General features: G+C 67.3%; 17 protein-coding genes. 10 read left to right on the plus strand and 7 right to left on the minus strand.

Going from position 1 to position 16,796, the window contains the following annotated elements:
• Positions 1–79 precede the first annotated feature (79 nt).
• Both ABL843_RS12395 and ABL843_RS12400 read left to right on the plus strand, forming a co-directional pair.
• Complete coding sequence (locus ABL843_RS12395; protein ID WP_418120060.1) at positions 80–1,708, plus strand: phospholipase D family protein; 1,629 nt, start codon at positions 80–82, stop codon at positions 1,706–1,708.
• Positions 1,709–1,828: 120 nt separating this feature from the next.
• Complete coding sequence (locus ABL843_RS12400; protein ID WP_418120061.1) at positions 1,829–3,748, plus strand: hypothetical protein; 1,920 nt, start codon at positions 1,829–1,831, stop codon at positions 3,746–3,748.
• A 97-nt stretch (positions 3,749–3,845) separates the two neighbouring features.
• On the opposite strand, the gene ABL843_RS12405 is transcribed toward ABL843_RS12400, so the two are convergent.
• From ABL843_RS12405 to ABL843_RS12420, 4 genes are all read right to left on the minus strand, one after another.
• Positions 3,846–4,358, minus strand: a complete 513-nt coding sequence (locus ABL843_RS12405; protein ID WP_126018527.1) for a murein hydrolase activator EnvC family protein — start codon at positions 4,356–4,358, stop codon at positions 3,846–3,848.
• Positions 4,359–4,502: 144 nt separating this feature from the next.
• A complete protein-coding gene (locus tag ABL843_RS12410; RefSeq protein ID WP_418120062.1) occupies positions 4,503–4,991 on the minus strand; it encodes a CreA family protein in 489 nt (162 codons plus the stop codon).
• 8 nt (positions 4,992–4,999) lie between these two features.
• The gene (locus tag ABL843_RS12415; RefSeq protein ID WP_126018531.1) at positions 5,000–5,551 is read right to left on the minus strand and encodes an NUDIX hydrolase; all 552 of its coding nucleotides are present in this window, start codon (positions 5,549–5,551) and stop codon (positions 5,000–5,002) included.
• 17 nt (positions 5,552–5,568) lie between these two features.
• Positions 5,569–6,270 carry a fumarylacetoacetate hydrolase family protein gene (locus ABL843_RS12420; RefSeq protein WP_418120063.1) on the minus strand — a complete coding sequence of 234 codons (702 nt, stop codon included), beginning with the start codon at positions 6,268–6,270 and terminating at the stop codon, positions 5,569–5,571.
• 119 nt (positions 6,271–6,389) lie between these two features.
• Between ABL843_RS12420 and ABL843_RS12425 the strand changes: the two genes are divergently transcribed.
• The 3 genes from ABL843_RS12425 to pgeF are packed head-to-tail and all read left to right on the plus strand — an operon-like array spanning position 6,390 to position 8,748.
• Positions 6,390–7,316: a tetratricopeptide repeat protein gene (locus ABL843_RS12425; protein WP_418120064.1), complete on the plus strand. Its 927-nt coding sequence runs from the start codon at positions 6,390–6,392 to the stop codon at positions 7,314–7,316.
• Between the two features lie 35 nt (positions 7,317–7,351).
• Positions 7,352–7,990, plus strand: a complete 639-nt coding sequence (maiA, locus tag ABL843_RS12430; protein WP_369658556.1) for a maleylacetoacetate isomerase — start codon at positions 7,352–7,354, stop codon at positions 7,988–7,990.
• A 5-nt stretch (positions 7,991–7,995) separates the two neighbouring features.
• A complete protein-coding gene (gene pgeF, locus ABL843_RS12435) occupies positions 7,996–8,748 on the plus strand; it encodes a peptidoglycan editing factor PgeF (protein ID WP_184641932.1) in 753 nt (250 codons plus the stop codon).
• Here pgeF and ABL843_RS12440 read toward each other — a convergent pair.
• Complete coding sequence (locus tag ABL843_RS12440) at positions 8,680–9,051, minus strand: hypothetical protein (RefSeq protein WP_418120065.1); 372 nt, start codon at positions 9,049–9,051, stop codon at positions 8,680–8,682. The genes pgeF and ABL843_RS12440 overlap by 69 nt on opposite strands.
• 53 nt (positions 9,052–9,104) lie before the next feature.
• Between ABL843_RS12440 and phaC the strand changes: the two genes are divergently transcribed.
• Together phaC and ABL843_RS12450 are read left to right on the plus strand one after the other, a co-directional pair.
• Positions 9,105–10,856, plus strand: coding sequence for a class I poly(R)-hydroxyalkanoic acid synthase (gene phaC, locus ABL843_RS12445; protein WP_418120066.1), 1,752 nt, complete (start codon positions 9,105–9,107; stop codon positions 10,854–10,856).
• 61 nt (positions 10,857–10,917) lie between these two features.
• Positions 10,918–12,096: an acetyl-CoA C-acetyltransferase gene (locus ABL843_RS12450; protein ID WP_418120067.1), complete on the plus strand. Its 1,179-nt coding sequence runs from the start codon at positions 10,918–10,920 to the stop codon at positions 12,094–12,096.
• Between the two features lie 51 nt (positions 12,097–12,147).
• Here ABL843_RS12450 and ABL843_RS12455 read toward each other — a convergent pair whose 3' ends face one another.
• A complete protein-coding gene (locus tag ABL843_RS12455) occupies positions 12,148–12,792 on the minus strand; it encodes a glutathione S-transferase family protein (RefSeq protein WP_418120068.1) in 645 nt (214 codons plus the stop codon).
• A 28-nt stretch (positions 12,793–12,820) separates the two neighbouring features.
• On the opposite strand from ABL843_RS12455, the gene yghU reads away from it, so the two are divergent.
• Complete coding sequence (gene yghU, locus ABL843_RS12460; protein ID WP_418120069.1) at positions 12,821–13,699, plus strand: glutathione-dependent disulfide-bond oxidoreductase; 879 nt, start codon at positions 12,821–12,823, stop codon at positions 13,697–13,699.
• 16 nt (positions 13,700–13,715) lie between these two features.
• Positions 13,716–14,306, plus strand: a complete 591-nt coding sequence (locus tag ABL843_RS12465; RefSeq protein WP_418120070.1) for an NADPH-dependent FMN reductase — start codon at positions 13,716–13,718, stop codon at positions 14,304–14,306.
• 454 nt (positions 14,307–14,760) lie between these two features.
• Here ABL843_RS12465 and ABL843_RS12470 read toward each other — a convergent pair whose 3' ends face one another.
• Positions 14,761–15,675: a LysR family transcriptional regulator gene (locus ABL843_RS12470; RefSeq protein ID WP_418120071.1), complete on the minus strand. Its 915-nt coding sequence runs from the start codon at positions 15,673–15,675 to the stop codon at positions 14,761–14,763.
• 106 nt (positions 15,676–15,781) lie between these two features.
• Here ABL843_RS12470 and ABL843_RS12475 point away from each other — a divergent pair, with 106 nt between their 5' ends.
• Positions 15,782–16,777: a tripartite tricarboxylate transporter substrate binding protein gene (locus tag ABL843_RS12475; protein ID WP_418120072.1), complete on the plus strand. Its 996-nt coding sequence runs from the start codon at positions 15,782–15,784 to the stop codon at positions 16,775–16,777.
• The last annotated feature ends 19 nt before the right edge of the window (positions 16,778–16,796 follow it).

The raw sequence follows: 16,796 nt of genomic DNA on the forward strand, positions 1-16,796 counted from the left end.
GGCTCGTGGTAGAAACCGCGAGCTTTTTCGGGTCTTGCCCCGATCCACGATTCACGCTCCAACCCACGCGCCGCCATCCATGCCGAAACTCCACCGCCGGACTGCCGATCAACCGCACGTCCGATGGCTGGCCTGGCTGCTGCTGGGCATCGCGGCGCTTTTCATGGCGGGCTGCGCCGGCCTGCCGTCGGAGGTGCAGCGCAAGCCCTCCACGGCCATCTCCGATGGGGCGGACACCAGGCTCGGCCGCCTAGTGAAGGCCTCGGCGCCGCCGGGCGAACCGCTCAGCGGCTTTCGCCTGCTGCCGATGCCGCAGTTCTCGCTGCATGCGCGCATCGAACTCGCGCGCCGCGCGCAGCGCTCCATCGACGTGCAGTACTACCTCGTGCAGAACGACGAGACCGGCCGCTACCTGCTGCGCGCCCTGCGCGACGCGGCCGACCGGGGCGTGCGGGTGCGGCTGCTGGTGGACGACCTCTACACGGCGGGCGCCGACCCGCTCTTCTCGAGCTTCGCCTCGCATCCGAACGTGGAGGTGCGCTTCTTCAACCCCTTTCCCGCGGGGCGGGAGCGCTTCGGCACGCGCTGGGCATGGTCGATCCTCGACTTCGACCGCGTGCACCGCCGCATGCACAACAAGCTCTACGTGGTGGACAACACCATCGGCGTGATGGGCGGTCGCAACATGGCCAACGAGTACTTCCTGCGCGACGGGGGCTCGAACTTCATCGACATCGACACGCTGGTGGCCGGCGAAGTGGTGCCCAAGCTGTCGTCGCTGTTCGACATGTACTGGAACAGCCCCTACGTCTACCCCATCGAGTCGCTGGTGCCGCCCACCGGCGAGACGCGGCAGCAGCTGCGCGAGCGCTTCGACCTCCTCACGACCGGGCCCGAGGAGCTGCACCCCGAGGTGCCCGGCTCCACAGACCTGCTGGGCAACAACCCGCTGGCCAAGGACCTGGACGCGGGCGAGCTGAAGCTGGTCTGGGCCCGCGCCGAGGCTTATGCCGATCCGCCCGCCAAGGCGCTGGGCCAGACCGACGAGGCGCGCGGCCTGCCGGCCGACGAGTCGAAGGACAGCGTGCTCTACAACGTGCGGCGCTACCTGCGCGGCGCCGAGAACGAGATCATGCAGACCACGCCCTACCTGATCCCGGGGCGCGGCGGCATGGAAACCATCCGTCTCGTGCGCGGCAACGGCGTGAGCTACACCATCGTCACCAATTCGCTGGCGGCCACCGATGAGTCGCTGGTGCACATCGGCTACCGCCGCTACCGCGCCGAGATGCTGCGCCTGGGCGTGGAGCTCTACGAGCTGAGCCCCAAGCGGGTGGAGCAGACCAGGCGCTTCGGCATGTACGGCTCGGCCAGCGGCCGGCTGCACGGCAAGTCGGCGGTGGTCGACCGCAAGATCGTCTTCATCGGCTCGATGAACTTCGACCCGCGCTCGATGCTGCACAACACCGAGGTCGGCATCTTCATCTTCAGCCCGCAGATCGCCCAGCAGCTCACCAGCCTGATCGGCTTCATACGGCTGGACGGTGCCTACCAGCTGCAGTTGGGGCCGAAGGGCGCCATCGAGTGGGTGAGCCCGGCCTCTGGCGACGCGGCCGACACCATCCTGCACCAGGAGCCGGAGACGGACTTCTGGTCGCGCTGGAAGCTGGAACTGCTGGCGCCGCTGGTACCCGAGAGCCTGCTTTAGGCACGCCCGGCCCGCATCCTCAAAACAGAGGATGGTCTACGGAAGGGGCCTCCAGAAGAATCGCATCGCTCGTGTTACGAGTTGATTCTTTTGTTTGCCCTTCACCTGACAAGACCATCCATGAAAACAAACTTCGCGACCCCCGCGGCCTCCGGCCAGTCCTTCTTCAAGACGACGCGCTGCGCATGCGCCGTGGCGCTGCTGATCTCGCTCGGTGCCTGCGGCGGAGGCGGGGGTGGCGGAGGCGGCGGCTTCGCCGGCTTCCCGGCTGCGGGTGGCAGCAGCAATCCGCCGGCCAGCGAGCCGCCGGCGAGCTCGGCGCCTGTTACGTTCTCGGGCACGGCGGCCTCCGGCCTGCCGCTGGTGGGTACCGTCACCGTCAAGGATGCCAAGGGCGCGAGCAAGACCGTGCCGCTGGTCGATGGCAAGTACACCATCGACGTGAGCGGCATGACCGCGCCCTTCGTCTTCCGTGCGGAGGGCACGGTGGCCGGCGAGCGCACGGTGATCCACTCGGCCGCCACCGCGGCCGACGTCAACGGCAACATCAACATCACGCCGCTGACCGACCTGGTGGTGTCCAACATCGCCGGCCGCCTGGCTTCGCAGTACTTCGACGGCGGCGAGTTCGCCTCGCTCTCCGCCGACGAGCTCAAGGCCGAGAGCGATGCGCTGAAGGCCAAGCTGCTGCCGGTGCTGCAGGCCATGGGCGTGGACGCCAGCATCGACCTGCTGCGCACGGCCTTCACGCCGCTTTCGAGCGCGCTCGACAAGGCGCTGGACGTGCTGCGCGTGAGCGTCGATCCGGCCACCAACGTGGCGACCATCACCAACATCGTCACCCAGCAGCAGATCGCCGACGACCTGGCGGTGAAGGCGGCGGCCGAGCCCGCCACCACGCCGATGAGCGGCTCCGGCATGGACACCGCGGCCGACGACATCGTGGCGATCCGCAAGGTGCTCTCGGACTTCGTGGGCAAGTTCGCCACCGGGCTGCCCGCGCCCTCGCAGCTGCTGTCGCTGATGACCGATGGCACCAATCCCGTCACCGGCACCTACGGCTTCAGGTTCTCCGACCTCTCGGCCATGCAGTTCGCCAACGAGACGGCGACCGACACCAGCCTCATCGGCGCCAGCTTCACCGACGTGGTGATCCAGCGCATCAACTACACCATCGACGCGAACAACACGAGCCCGCGTGCCTTCGTCGAATTCACCCACAAGGACAAGGACGGCATCGCCTTCAGCAACACGCAGGGCATGCAGATCGTGAAGGGCACGGACGGCGCCTGGCGCCTGCGCGGCGACGGGCGCGTGCTGGACATCAATCCGCACATGCATGCCACCAAGGAGAAGTCGACCGGTTGCGTGAGCAGCTCGCTGCAGTTCGAGATCCAGGACACGAACACCAGCAACAGCGGCACCGTCGCCTCGGTGGTCGTCACCGGGCCGGGCCTGCCTCCCGGCGGCCTGCGCCACGTGCGTCCTTCGGGCGGCGGCGCATGGCCGATCGACGGCAGCTCGAGCTTCAACTACTACTACCTGACCTCGAACTGCAGCGGCCGGCCGACCGCCGGCCTGAGCGACAGCGCGATCGCGGCGCTTCCCGCCACGCCCGAGTACACCTTCACCGCCTACGAGAGCGACGGCACGACGGTGGCCAAGTTCAACGGCTTCGACATCATCTACAGGCACCGCTTCCACGGCCGTCCGCTGACGCTGGCCGAAACCGCCGCCGTGAGCTACCCGGCCTTCTCGACCACGCCGGCCCTGTCGTCCTACCTGGGCGGCAGCGACTTCGCCGTCAGCGCCACCGGCCTGAACCCGGCCTTCGCCGCGCAGTTCTTCCTGAACCTGATCGCGGGCCCCTCGGCCGGCGCGGAAGACCGGGCCGACGTCGCGCCCTCGGCCACCGGCACGGCATCGAAGACCTTCAACCTGCCGGCGCAGGGCTCGGTGTCCTTCCGCAACATGTTCGTCAGCACCTACGACAGCAGCTGGCGCGAGATCGTGCTGCGCGATACCACCACGTCCGAGTGACGCGACTGGACAGGGAGAGGGCGCCCGTTCTTTCGGGTGCCCGTAAAAACGAAAAAGCCCCCGAAAGGGGGCTTTTTCCTGGTGAGCGCCGCGGCGCTTACTGCATCAGCCGGCCGCTGAGATACGGCTCGGGATCGACCGGGTTGCCGTTCTTGCGGATCTCGAAGCGCAGCTTCACGCGGTCGGCGTTGCTGCGGCCCATCTCGGCGATCTTGTCGCCCTGGCGGACGACGGCGTTTTCCTTCACCAGGATGGTCTGCACGTGCGCATAGGCGGTGAGGAAGGTTTCGTTGTGCTTCACGATGACCATGTTGCCGTAGGCCGGCAGTTCGCCGCCCACGTACACCACGCGGCCGTCGGCCGAGGCGACGACCGGGTCGCCGAGGTTGCCGGCGATGTCGATGCCCTTGACGCGGTCGCCGTCGAAGCGGGCGATGGTCGGGCCGTTCGCCGGCCTGATGAACAGGGCCGCCGGGCGTTGCTGCACCGGTGGCTTGGCCGCCGGGGGCGCCGGCCAGGGCGTGTTGAGGTCGACCGTGGAGCAGGCTGCGAGGCCTGCGGCGAGCAGCGCCATGGCGCCGGCGCGTAAAACGAAAGTCTGAAGGTGCATGGGCTCTGTTCGAACGGGTTCGTTGCGGAGGGTTCCTGCAAACCGGCGCGCCGTGGGGGCGCGCCACGCGGGCGATGCTAGCAAACCGCCGCGCCGGCGCCGCGCGAAAGAGCAACCGGCTGTGAAGAGGACATAGGCCGCCGGCTATTTGAGCGGGATCGGCGTGCCCCGGTCGATGGGCACCGCCGTCACGCTGTTCTTGGGCGAGCCGTCGATCAGCAGGTCGGAGTAGGTCAGGTAGACCAGCGTGTTGCGCTTGGGGTCGACCATGCGAACCACGCGCAGGCGCTTGAAGAGCACCGACAGCCGCTCGCTGTAGACCTCCTCGCGCTTGGGCAGCGGCTGCGTGATGCTCACCGGGCCGACCTGGCGGCAGGCGATGGAGGCTTCGGCCTTGTCCTCGGCCACGCCGAAGGCGCCGGCCAGCCCGCCGGTCTTGGCGCGCGAGACGTAGCAGGTCACGCCGTTGACCTTGGGGTCGTCGTAGGCCTCGATCACGATCTTGTGGTCCGGGCCGATGAGCTTGAAGGCGGTGTCGACGTCGCCCACGGTTTCCGCCCTGGCCGCCGCTGCCGCCAGCGCGAAGCCGAGGCTGGCACCGCAGAAGAGGGTAGTGCGCAGTGTCTTGTTCATGGATCTGTTCAGACGATGCTGAGTTCGTGCACGCGGTCGAAGCTGCCGCGCTTGCGGTCCGCGAAGTAGTGCTCGAGCGTCTCGCGCACCGTACGGAAGGCGATCTCGTCCCAGGGAATCTCTTCCTCGGTGAACAGGCGCGCCTCGATGGTCTCGTGGCCCGGGTCGAACTTGTCGTCCAGCAGGCGGGCCCTGTAGAACAGGTGCACCTGGCCCACGCGCACCACGCTGATCACCGAGAACAGGCCCTCGAGTTCGAAGTTCGCGCCGGCCTCCTCGTCGGTCTCGCGCGCGGCGCCCTGGGCGGTGGTCTCTTCGAGTTCCATGAAGCCGGCCGGCAGCGTCCACTTGCCCCAGCGCGGTTCGATGTTGCGCTTGCACAGCAGCACCTTGTCGCCCAGCACGGGGATGGTGCCGACCACGTTCAGCGGGTTCTCGTAGTGGATGGTGTGGCAGGCCGGGCAGACGGCGCGCTGCTTGGTGTCGCCGTCGTCCGGCACGCGGTAGACCACCGCGGTGCCACAGTTCTTGCAATGCTTGATGGGTACGCGCAGAAGCATGAAACCGGCCGCCGTCTTCAGACGACCTTGACGGTCAGCTTCGGCAGGCCCGCGACCTCGCCCACGAGCGTGTCGCCGGCCACCACGGCGGCCACGCCTTCGGGCGTGCCGGTGTAGATCAGGTCGCCGGGCTGCAGCTCCCAGGCCGCCGACAGGTGCTCGATGGTCTCGGCCACGTTCCAGATCAGCTTGCTCACGTTGCTGCGCTGGCGGTCGGTGCCATTGACCTGCAGCGAGATCTCGGCCTTCTCGGCGTCGCCGGCCTGCGCCACGGGAACGATGGGGCCGATGGGCGCGCTCTGCTCGAAGCCCTTGCCGATGTCCCAGGGGCGGCCCTGCTTCTTCATGTCGTTCTGCAGGTCGCGGCGCGTCATGTCGAGGCCGACCGCGTAGCCGTAGATGTGCTTGTGGGCGTCGGTAGCCGCGATGTTCCTGCCGCCGGTGCCGATGGCGACCACGAGCTCGATCTCGTGGTGCAGGTTCTTGGTGAGGGAGGGGTAGGCCATGGTGCCGGTCTGGCCCGCATCGACCACCACCAGCGCATCGGCGGGCTTCATGAAGAAGAAGGGCGGTTCGCGGCCGGTGAAGCCCATCTCCTTGGCGTGATCTTCGTAGTTGCGGCCCACGCAGTAGATGCGGTGCACCGGAAAGCGGGCTGACTGGCCGGCCACCGGCACCGAAACGGCGGCGGGCGGGGCGAAGACGAACTCGGAAGCCATTGCGACGTGTCCTTTTTTCAGGGAAGCCAAGCGGGAAACCGGCAGTGTGCCAGAGGCGGCAGGCTCACAATAGGCGGCCCGCCCGGCGTATTCCCTCTCCATTCCCCTCATTTCCCACCATGCCCATCCGAATCGGCAAGGCCGGCAAGGCCAACGCGCTCAACGAACTAGGCCGCCGGCTCGACGAGGAGGGCGACCAGGACGGCGCGCTGCAAGCCTATGCGCAGGCCGGCGCCGTGCTGCCGAACTGGTCGGCCCCCTGGTACAACATCGGCCTCATCCACAAGTACCGCGGCGACTGGGCCGCCTCGCTGCAGGCCAACGCCCGCGCGGTGCGGTGCGACCCGCGCAACGAGGGCGCGATCTGGAATCTCGGCATCGCGGCCACCGCCCTGGGCGACTGGACCACGGCCCGCAGTGCATGGCGGCAGTACGGCATCGAGGTGCCCGAGGGCGACGGGCCGGTCGATCTCTTCATCGGGCTCACGCCCATCCGCGTGCATGGCTTCGAGGCCAGCGAGGTGGTGTGGGCCGACCGTATCGACCCGGCGCGCGCGATCCTGCGCAACGTGCCCACGCCCGACTGCGGCCACCGCTACGGCGACCTCGTGCTGCACGACGGCGCGGCCAACGGCTACCGCCTGCATGGCGAGCGCGAGGTGCCGGTGTTCGATGCCCTGGAGCTGATCGCACCTTCGGACTATTCGACGTACGAAGTCACCATCGAGGAGGCGATCAGGCAAGACATCGACGCGCTGGTCAAGCGCTTCGAGGCCGCCGACGCCAGCGCCGAGAACTGGACCACCAGCATGCAGATGCTCTGCCGCGCCTGTTCCGAGGGGCGCCCCTACGACGAGGGCAAGCACAACCACGGCGAGGGCGAGGAGCCTGGTGCGCTGGGGCCCTGGCGCATCGGAATCGCCGCGCGGGAGGAGGAGGCCGCGCGCCGCATCCTCGGCGAATGGCGCGAAGGGATCGCAGCCACCTCGCCGAAGGCGGCTCTGCAGGACTTCCGCTGCGTGCTGGCCGCCATGCCCCGTTCCTGAACTTGCTCCCTGGGGAGCGCTATCCTTGCGAAACCATGAAGCTGCATAACTACTTCCGCTCCTCCGCCTCGTTTCGCGTGCGCATCGCCCTCAACCTGAAGGGCCTCGACTTCGACTACGTTCCCGTGCATATCGCGCGCGGCGACCACCGCACCGGCCCCTTCGCATCCATCTCCGCCGACCGACTGGTGCCGCTGCTCGAAGACGAGGGCGAGCGCTTCTCGCAATCGATGGCCATCATCGAGTACCTCGACGAAACCCACCCCGAGCCCGCGCTGCTGCCGCGCGACCCGGCGGGCCGTGCCCATGTGCGCGCGCTGGCCCAGTCCATCGCCTGCGAGATCCATCCGCTGAACAACCTGCGCGTGCTCAAGTACCTCGTGAAGGACCTCAAGCTCGACGAGGACGCCAAGAACGCCTGGTACCGCCACTGGGTGCGCGACGGCCTGATGGCCTTCGAGCGCCAGCTCGCGCAGTACCCCGCCGGCACCTACTGCTGGGGCGACACGCCCACCCTGGCCGACTGCTGCCTGGTGCCGCAGATCTTCAACGGCCGCCGCTTCGACTGCGACTTCAGCGGCCTGCCGCGCACCATGGCCGCCTTCGACGCCTGCATGAAGCTCGACGCCTTCCAGCGTGCCCAGCCTTCGCAGGCCCCCGACGCGGAAGCCTGAAGCCGATGGATGCGAGCTGGCTCGTGCCCGACTGGCCCGCGCCGCCGAACGTGCGGGCCGTGTGCACCACGCGCGAGGGTGGGGTCTCGCTGGGGCGCTACGAGAGCCTGAACCTCGGCGACCACGTGGGCGACGAGCCGGTGCACGTGGCACAGAACCGCAACCGTTTGCGCGCTGCCGTCGGGGCTCGTCCGGTCTTTCTCCAGCAGGTGCACGGCACGGGCGTCGTCGAGCTCGATGCCGCCGCTGGTGCGGTGAACGACGGCACGGCCGCTGACGGCTGTACCGCCACCGAGGCCGGCCTGGCCTGCACGATCATGGTGGCCGATTGCCTGCCGGTGCTCTTCACCGACGAAACCGGTCACCGCGTGGCCGCCGCACATGCCGGCTGGCGCGGTCTGGCAGGCGGCGTGCTGGAGCAGACGGCGAAGTCTTTCGATGGCGCTTCGAAGGTCATCGCCTGGCTGGGGCCGTGCATCGGCCCCAAGGCCTTCGAGGTGGGACCGGAGGTCAAGGCCGCGTTCGAGGCGCATGCGCCAGCGGCGGCGTCCTGCTTCCGGCCTGCGCCTGCTGCAGGCAAATGGCTTGCCGACCTGCCCGGACTGGCGCGCCAGCGGCTGCGCGCGGCGGGCATCGAGTCGATCCATGGCAACGACGGCAGCGACCCCTGGTGCACCGTCGGCAACGCTTCAAGGTTCTTTTCGCACCGGCGCGACGGCATCAGCGGCCGTTTCGCCGCCCTGGTCTGGAAGGCCTGAGCCTGCAGCAGCCTCGGCAGCCGCTCGCCGGGCGGCTTCCTGCTCCTCGAGTTCGCGCTGCCTGATCGCGCGTCGCCTCGCGGGAGTGCCCATCAGGTAAACCACCAGTGCGACCGGCGCCAAACCGTACAAAAGAAATGTGAAGATGGCGCCCAGCACGGTGCCGGTGGTGTTGGTGGCTTCGGCCACGGCCATCATCAAGGCGACATACAACCAACCGATGACGATCAGATGGACAAACACGGAAAGTTTCAGTTGGTAAGTGGTGGAGGTAGCGTTGTGAGCGCTCTTTGAATGCAGCATACTCAAAAGACGCAAGCCATCCGTACCGTTTCAGGCGAGGACCAGGAGAGATGATGAAGCAACAAGCAACGGGTGCCGATGCGTTCGCGCCCTTCCAGCAGGCTCTTTCAGAGGGATGGAGCAAGGCGCTGGAATCGTTCCAGCAGTCCGCCGCGCAAGGGGCTTCGGCCTTCAACGTCGGCGGCACGCCGCTATGGGAGCTGCCGCAGGGCATGAAGATGCCCGAGCTGCCGCGTTTCTCCATCGATCCCGAAAAACTCCAGTCCATCCAGCAGCAATACCTCGCCGAGGCCACCGAACTCTGGCGCCAGGGCTTCGGTGCCAAGCCCGAGGGCGACAAGCGCTTCGCGGGCGACGCCTGGGGCCGCAATCCGCTGTCGGCCTTCTCGGCGGCCGTGTACCTGCTCAACGGCCGCACCATGCTGAGCATGGCCGAGGCCATCGATGCCGACCAGAAGACCAAGGCGCGGCTGCGCTTCGCGGTCGAGCAATGGATGGCCGCCTCGGCGCCCAGCAATTCGCTCGCCTTCAACGCCGAGGCGCAGAAGAAGGCCATCGATACCCAGGGCGAGAGCATCGCCAAGGGCATCCAGAATCTGCTGAACGACGTCAAGCAGGGCCACCTCAGCATGACCGACGAGAGCGCCTTCGAGGTGGGGCGCAACGTGGCCACCACCGAAGGCGCCGTGGTGTTCGAGAACGAGTTCTTCCAGCTGCTCGAATACAAGCCCCTCACGCCCAAGGTGTACGAGCGGCCCTTCCTGCTGGTGCCGCCTTGCATCAACAAGTTCTACATCCTCGACCTGCAGCCCGAGAACTCGCTGATCCGCTATGCGAACGAACAGGGCCACCGCGTGTTCGTGGTGAGCTGGCGCAATCCCGACGAGTCGATGGGCAAGGCCACCTGGGACGACTACATCGAGAACGCCGCCATCAAGGCGATCCACACGGTGCAGGAGATCAGCGCGAGCAAGCAGATCAATGCGCTGGGGTTCTGCGTGGGCGGCACCATCCTGAGCACCGCGCTGGCCGTGCTCGCGGCGCGCGGCGAGAAGCCGGCCGCCTCGGTCACGCTGCTCACCACCTTCCTCGACTTCAGCGACACCGGCATCCTCGACATCTTCGTGGACGAGCAGATGGTGCAGTACCGCGAGATGCAGCTGGGCAACGGCGGCCTGCTGCCCGGTGGCGACCTGGCCTCGACCTTCAGCTTCCTGCGGCCCAACGACCTGGTGTGGAACTACGTCGTCGGCAACTACCTCAAGGGCGAAACCCCGCCGCCTTTCGACCTGCTGTACTGGAACAGCGACGCCACCAACCTGCCGGGGCCGTTCTATGCCTGGTACCTGCGCAACACGTACCACGAGAACAAGCTGGCCAAGCCCGGCGCGCTCACGGTGTGCGGCGAGAAGGTCGACCTGGGCCGCATCGACATCCCGGCCTACATCTACGGCTCGCGCGAGGACCATATCGTGCCCATCGGCGGCGCGTATGCCTCCACGCAGCTGCTGCCGGGCAGGAAGCGCTTCGTGATGGGGGCGTCTGGCCACATCGCGGGAGTGATCAACCCGCCCGCCAAGAAGAAGCGCAGCCACTGGATCCGCGAGGACGGCAAGTTCCCCAAGACGCAGGCCGAATGGCTGGCCGGTGCGCAGGAGCACCCGGGGAGCTGGTGGACCGACTGGGCACAATGGCTCAAGGGGCACGCGGGCAAACAGGTTCCCGCGCCCAAGGCGTACGGCAACGGCAAGGCCTACAAGGCCATCGAGCCGGCACCCGGACGCTACGTCAAGGCCAAGGCCTGACGGAGTTCGGCACGGCAAGGCCGTAGCAGCAGAGTTTCAAATCACTTCAACGGAGAACCTCATGGAAGACATCGTCATCGTTTCGGCAGCCCGCACGGCAGTCGGCAAGTTCGGCGGCTCGCTCGCCGGCATTCCGGCCACCGAGCTCGGCGCAGCCGTCATCAAGGAAGTGATTGCGCGCGCCAACCTCGCGGCCGACCAGATCGGCGAGGCCATCATGGGCCAGGTGCTGGCGGCCGGCGCGGGCCAGAACCCCGCGCGCCAGGCGTGGCTGAAGAGCGGCGGCGCCAAGGAAACGCCGGCTCTCACCATCAACGCCGTGTGCGGCTCGGGCCTGAAGGCCGTGATGCTCGCGGCGCAGGCCGTGGCCACGGGCGACAGCGAGATCGTCATTGCAGGCGGCCAGGAGAACATGAGCGCCGCGCCGCACGTGCTGCCCAACTCGCGCAACGGCCAGCGCATGGGTGACTGGAAGATGGTCGACACCATGATCGTCGACGGCCTGTGGGACGTCTACAACCAGTACCACATGGGCATCACCGCCGAGAACGTGGCCAAGAAGTACGGCATCGACCGCTCGGCTCAAGATGAGCTGGCGCTGGGCAGCCAGACCAAGGCCGCCGCCGCGCAGGACGCCGGCAAGTTCAAGGACGAGATCGTCGGCGTGAGCATTCCGCAGAAGAAGGGCGACCCGGTCGTCTTCGACACCGACGAGTTCATCAACCGCAAGACCAGCGCCGAAGGCCTGGCCGGCCTGCGTCCCGCCTTCGACAAGGCCGGCGGCGTGACGGCGGGCAACGCCTCGGGCCTGAACGACGGCGCGGCAGCCGTGATGGTCATGACGGCCAAGAAGGCCGCGGCCCTGGGCCTGAAGCCGCTGGGCCGCATCGCCAGCTACGCCACCGCCGGCCTCGACCCCGCCATCATGGGCATGGGCCCCGTGCCCGCTTCGACCAAGGCGCTGCAGCGCGCCGGCTGGAAGGCCGCCGACCTCGACCTGCTCGAGATCAACGAAGCCTTCGCTGCCCAGGCCTGTGCCGTGAACAAGGAAATGGGCTGGGACATCAACAAGGTGAACGTCAACGGCGGCGCCATCGCCATCGGCCACCCCATCGGCGCATCGGGCTGCCGCATCCTGGTGACGCTGCTGCACGAAATGCAGCGCCGCAACGCCAAGAAGGGCATCGCCTCGCTGTGCATCGGAGGGGGCATGGGCGTGGCGCTGACGATCGAGCGCTGATCGACAGCCTTTGATCCTGACAGCGACGCCCGGTGCGCCGTTGTCATGGGCTCAGCGCGCCATCGCCATCGACGGCCGCTGCGCCATAGCCGCACGCCAGCGCAGCAGCTCGGGGTGCTGCTCCCCGGGCTTGACGCGCACCACGCGGGCGAAGTCCACCGCCACCACGGCGGTGATGTCGGCAATGCTGAAGCGGTCGGTGGCGATGAAATCGCGGCCGGCCAGCCGTTCGTTCAACGTTTCGAAGAAGTGTTGAATCCGCGCGAGCCCGCGTTGGGCGAGTTCGGGAATCTGCGCGTAGTTCACCGGGCCGGGCAATGCGCGGTCGGCCATGGCGGGCGAGCTGTTGCGCAGCGTCTCGGCGATGGCGAGCAATCCTTCGAACTCGATGCGCCAGTTCCAGCTGGCGATCTCGGCTTTCTCCCGTGGGGTGATGCCCATCAGCGGCGGCTGCGGGTATCGGGCTTCCAACCAGGCCGCAATGGCGGCGTTGTCGGTCAGCAGCAGGCCGTCTTCGTCGTCGGTGCGCAGGGCAGGCACGGTGCACTGCGGATTGATCGCGCGGTAGGCCTCGCCCATCTGCTCACCACGGACAAGATCGACCTGCACGGTCTCGTGCGCAATGCCCTTCTCGGCAAGCAGGATGCGCGCGCGCCGCGGGCTGGGGGCGGTGGCGCAGTCGTAGAGAATGATCATCGTCGGTTCAACTCCAGGAACTCATCGCATGAATGGCACGACAGCCTACACGCCGCCCACCGTCTGGTCATGGAACAAGGAAAGCGGCGGCCGCTTCGCGAACATCAATCGCCCCATCGCGGGCGCGACGCACGAGAAGGAGCTGCCCGTCGGCAAGCATCCGCTGCAACTCTATTCGCTCGCCACGCCCAACGGCGTGAAAGTGACGGTGATGCTCGAGGAACTGCTGGCGCTGGGCCATGCGGGCGCCGAGTACGACGCCTGGCTGATCCGCATCAATGACGGCGACCAGTTCGGCAGCGGCTTCGTGGCGGTGAACCCGAATTCGAAGATTCCCGCGCTCATGGACCGCAGCGGCGACAAGCCGATCCGCGTGTTCGAGTCGGGCGCGATCCTGCTGTACCTGGCCGAGAAGTTCGGCAACGCCTTCCTTCCGACCGAGCGGGCGGCGCGGGCCGAGTGCCTGTCGTGGCTCTTCTGGCAGATGGGCAGCGCGCCGTACCTGGGCGGCGGCTTCGGGCATTTCTATGCCTACGCGCCCACGAAGATCGAATACGCCATCGACCGCTTCGCGATGGAGACCAAGCGCCAGCTCGACGTGCTCGACCGCCGCCTGGCCGAGATCCGCTATCTCGCGGGCGACGAATACACCATCGCCGACATGGCCGTCTGGCCCTGGTACGGCACGCTGGCCAAGGGGCAGCTCTACGAGGCGGGCGAGTTCCTGCAGGTGAGCGAATACAAAAATGTGCTGCGCTGGACCGACGAGATCGCCCAGCGACCGGCGGTGCAGCGCGGCCGCATGGTCAACCGCACCTGGGGCCAGCCGACGAGCCAGCTGCACGAGCGGCACGACGCCACCGACTTCGACACCCGCACGCAGGACAAGCTGCAGGCGCCTACCTGAGCGAGGAGCACAGACGATGAGCGACAAGATCCTGGTGTTCTACGGCTCCTACCGCTCCGACCGCATGGGCGTGCGCCTGGCCGACTTCATCGTCGCCGGCCTGCGCGAGCGCGGCGACGACGCGGAGCTGATCGACGCGAAGGCGGTCGACCTGCCCATGCTCGACCGCATGTACAAGGAATACCCGAAGGGCAGCGCTCCCGCTGCGATGGAGGCGCTGGCCGAGAAGATCCGCACGGCTGACGCCTTCATCTTCGTCACCGGCGAATACAACTGGGGCCCGCAACCGGGCCTGAAGAACCTCACGGACCATTTCCTGGAAGAGTGGTTCTGGCGCCCCGCGGCCATCGCGAGCTATTCGGCGGGGCGCTTCTCCGGCGTGCGCTCGGGCACGGTGTGGCATTCGATCCTTTCGGAGATGGGCATGGTCGTGGTGTCGAGCACCCTCGCCGTAGGGCCGATCTCGCAGACGCTGGACGCAGCCGGCAAGCCGACGGGGCCTGCCGGCGAATCGCTGCAGCGCTCGTTCGGCCGGTTTGCGGACGACCTCGCGTGGTGGACCGAGGCGGCACGCGCGCAGCGGGCACGCAAGGCGCCGCCTTACTGATCGCCGGCAGGGCTCGCGGCGAGTCCGAAGGGCATCTTGTTCACCGCCCAAATTTTGGGCAGATTAACTAATCCCTTTGTAAAACAACAACTTACGTTGCTTTTACAACGCTCCTCATCAGTTATCCCCAAAGTTGTGCACTGAAAGTGGGGAAGAAGCCGGCTTTTCCACATTCCGGCTGCAAGTGGCTGATCCGATAGCGTTTTTCGTTCACGGAAAACCGTGAAAAACAGGAGTCGGAGGTGCTTCGAGGGCTTGGCGACGCGGTTTTGGCGACCAAGGTTGTTCACCGCCCAAAATTTGAGCAAACTAAGGAATACCCTTGTAAAACAACAACTTGCATTCGTTTTACAAGGCTCCTCATGAGTTACCCCCAAAGTTGCCCACAGAAAATGGGGACGGGAGCGAGTTGTTCAGCAATCGCGCGCAAGTTGCTGTTTTTTCGATGCCGTCGTCAGCTTTCAGGCGCTGCCTGCTGTTCTGCGTAATGCTGGCATAGCGTGTCGACCAGCGCCTGCGCGTAGATCGGCAGAGCCGCGCGGTCGCGTACCAGCAGGTAGCGCTCCCGCACGCACCAGGCGTCGTCGAGGTCGATCAGCGCGAGCTGCATGCTTTCCTGGTTGCGCCGGGCGGCCGACTCGGGCACGACGCCGATGCCCACGCCGTTGCCGATCATCCGGCACATGGCGTCGAAGCTGCCGAGCTGGATGCGCAGCTTCTGCCGCTTGCCCAGGTTGTCGGTGATCTGCGAGAGGAAAGTCTGCAGCGTGCTGCCTTGCTGCATGCCGATGGCGTCTTCATCGAGCGTCTCGGCGAAGGAGATCTTCTTGCGCCTGGCGAAGCGGTGCTTGCGCGAGGTGGCGAGCACCAGCCGGTCGGTGCTGAAGTGGATGGCTTCCAGCCCCAACGTGTCGACGCGGCCCGCGACGATGCCGATGTCGGCGCGGCCGTCGAGCACGCCGCGAGGGATCTGAGCATTCGGTTTTTCCTGAAGGTCGACGTTGATGCGCGGGTTGCGCGCCAGAAAGCCCGGCAGGATCTCGGGCAGGAAGTCCGTCACCGCCGTGGTGTTGGCGAACACGCGCAGGTGGCCGCGCAGGCCGCCGCCGTATTCGAGCAAGTCGGCGCGAAGCTGCTCCGTCTGGTGCAGCACGAGGCGGGCGTGATGCAAAAAGGCTTCCCCTGGCGGCAGCAGCCGCACGCAGCGGGCCTCGCGCTGCAGCAGCTGCAGGCCGGCCTGGGTTTCCAGCGCCTTGATGCGCGCGCTGGCCGCCGCCAGCGACAGGTGCTGGCGCTCGGCCGCTCGCGTCAGGTTGCCGAGCTCGGCCGTGGCGACGAAGAGCCGGAGGTCGGTGAGGTCGAAAAGCATGCAGTGATGGTAGGCGCCGGCATGCCACCAGCCTTCGGCATTGCAGAAGGCTGGGTTCCGAAATCGCAGATTGCGCGCGAGGGTGGGGCGGCCGACGATGCGGGCCATGGAGACGACAAGACACACGAAATTCCGCGCATGGGCGCTGCTGTCGCTGGCAGCCGCGTTCGTGCTTCCGGCGGGCCCCGCGCTCGCGCAAAGCTATCCCTCGCGCCCCGTCACGCTGGTCGTGCCGCAGGCCGCCGGCGGCACCAACGACATCGTCGGCCGCCTCGTGGGCCAGAAGCTCGGCGAGGTGATGAACAACGCCAGCGTGGTGGTCGACAACCGCCCCGGCGCGGGCGGCAACATCGGCACACAGCTGGTGGCCAAGGGTCCGAAGGACGGCTACACGCTGCTCATGACCATCAGCAGCAGCCAGGCCATCAACCCGGCGCTGTACAAGAACCCGGGCTTTGACCCAGAGAAAGACTTCAAGCCCGTGGGCCTCGTCGGCGCGGTGCCCAACGTGCTGCTGGTCAACCCCTCGTTTCCGGCGAAGAACCTCGCCGAGTTCCTGAAGCTCGCGCGGGCGAAGGGCGCCAACTACCAGTACGCCTCGGCCGGCAACGGCACGCTCAACCACCTGCTGGGCGAAATGCTCAACAGCATGGCAGGCATCTCGATGCAGCACGTGCCGTACAAGGGCGTGGCGCCGGCGCTCAACGACGTGCTGGGCGGGCAGCTGCCCATTGTGTTCGCGAGCCTGCCTTCGGCGCTGCCGCATATCAAGGCCGGCAAGCTGCGCGCGCTGGCCGTGAGCGGCGAAAAACGCTCGCCCGTGCTGCCCGACGTGCCCACCATCGCCGAGGCCGTGCCCGGCTACAACGGCACGCTGTGGATCGGCCTGTTCGCCCCCGCGGGCGTGCCGGCCGACGTGCTCGCCACGCTGCAGGACGCCACGCGCAAGGCGCTGGCCTCCAAGGACCTGCGCGACAAGCTCGACCAGCAGGGCGTGGAGATCGCCGCGCCGACCACCCCCGAACAGTTCTCGGCGCTGCTGCACGACGACCTCGCCAAGTGGGCGCGGATCGTCAAGGCCTCCGGTGCCGCGGTCGACTGAACGACGCAGGAATCGACGA

Source organism: Variovorax sp. 350MFTsu5.1 (assembly GCF_048302515.1).
Taxonomy (GTDB): domain Bacteria; phylum Pseudomonadota; class Gammaproteobacteria; order Burkholderiales; family Burkholderiaceae_C; genus Variovorax; species Variovorax guangxiensis.

Excerpts from the sequence above, each read along its gene's own strand:
- ABL843_RS12410 (WP_418120062.1), bottom strand. The coding sequence starts at position 4,991 with ATGAACAAGACACTGCGCACTACCCTCTTCTGCGGTGCCAGCCTCGGC.
- ABL843_RS12470 (WP_418120071.1), bottom strand. The coding sequence starts at position 15,675 with ATGCTTTTCGACCTCACCGACCTCCGGCTCTTCGTCGCCACGGCCGAG.
- ABL843_RS12440 (WP_418120065.1), bottom strand. The coding sequence starts at position 9,051 with ATGCTGCATTCAAAGAGCGCTCACAACGCTACCTCCACCACTTACCAA.
- ABL843_RS12420 (WP_418120063.1), bottom strand. The coding sequence starts at position 6,270 with ATGGCTTCCGAGTTCGTCTTCGCCCCGCCCGCCGCCGTTTCGGTGCCG.
- ABL843_RS12415 (WP_126018531.1), bottom strand. The coding sequence starts at position 5,551 with ATGCTTCTGCGCGTACCCATCAAGCATTGCAAGAACTGTGGCACCGCG.
- ABL843_RS12450 (WP_418120067.1), top strand. The coding sequence starts at position 10,918 with ATGGAAGACATCGTCATCGTTTCGGCAGCCCGCACGGCAGTCGGCAAG.
- pgeF (WP_184641932.1), top strand. The coding sequence starts at position 7,996 with ATGGATGCGAGCTGGCTCGTGCCCGACTGGCCCGCGCCGCCGAACGTG.
- ABL843_RS12400 (WP_418120061.1), top strand. The coding sequence starts at position 1,829 with ATGAAAACAAACTTCGCGACCCCCGCGGCCTCCGGCCAGTCCTTCTTC.
- ABL843_RS12425 (WP_418120064.1), top strand. The coding sequence starts at position 6,390 with ATGCCCATCCGAATCGGCAAGGCCGGCAAGGCCAACGCGCTCAACGAA.
- ABL843_RS12395 (WP_418120060.1), top strand. The coding sequence starts at position 80 with ATGCCGAAACTCCACCGCCGGACTGCCGATCAACCGCACGTCCGATGG.
- ABL843_RS12455 (WP_418120068.1), bottom strand. The coding sequence starts at position 12,792 with ATGATCATTCTCTACGACTGCGCCACCGCCCCCAGCCCGCGGCGCGCG.
- ABL843_RS12405 (WP_126018527.1), bottom strand. The coding sequence starts at position 4,358 with ATGCACCTTCAGACTTTCGTTTTACGCGCCGGCGCCATGGCGCTGCTC.
- ABL843_RS12465 (WP_418120070.1), top strand. The coding sequence starts at position 13,716 with ATGAGCGACAAGATCCTGGTGTTCTACGGCTCCTACCGCTCCGACCGC.
- maiA (WP_369658556.1), top strand. The coding sequence starts at position 7,352 with ATGAAGCTGCATAACTACTTCCGCTCCTCCGCCTCGTTTCGCGTGCGC.
- yghU (WP_418120069.1), top strand. The coding sequence starts at position 12,821 with ATGAATGGCACGACAGCCTACACGCCGCCCACCGTCTGGTCATGGAAC.
- ABL843_RS12475 (WP_418120072.1), top strand. The coding sequence starts at position 15,782 with ATGGAGACGACAAGACACACGAAATTCCGCGCATGGGCGCTGCTGTCG.
- phaC (WP_418120066.1), top strand. The coding sequence starts at position 9,105 with ATGAAGCAACAAGCAACGGGTGCCGATGCGTTCGCGCCCTTCCAGCAG.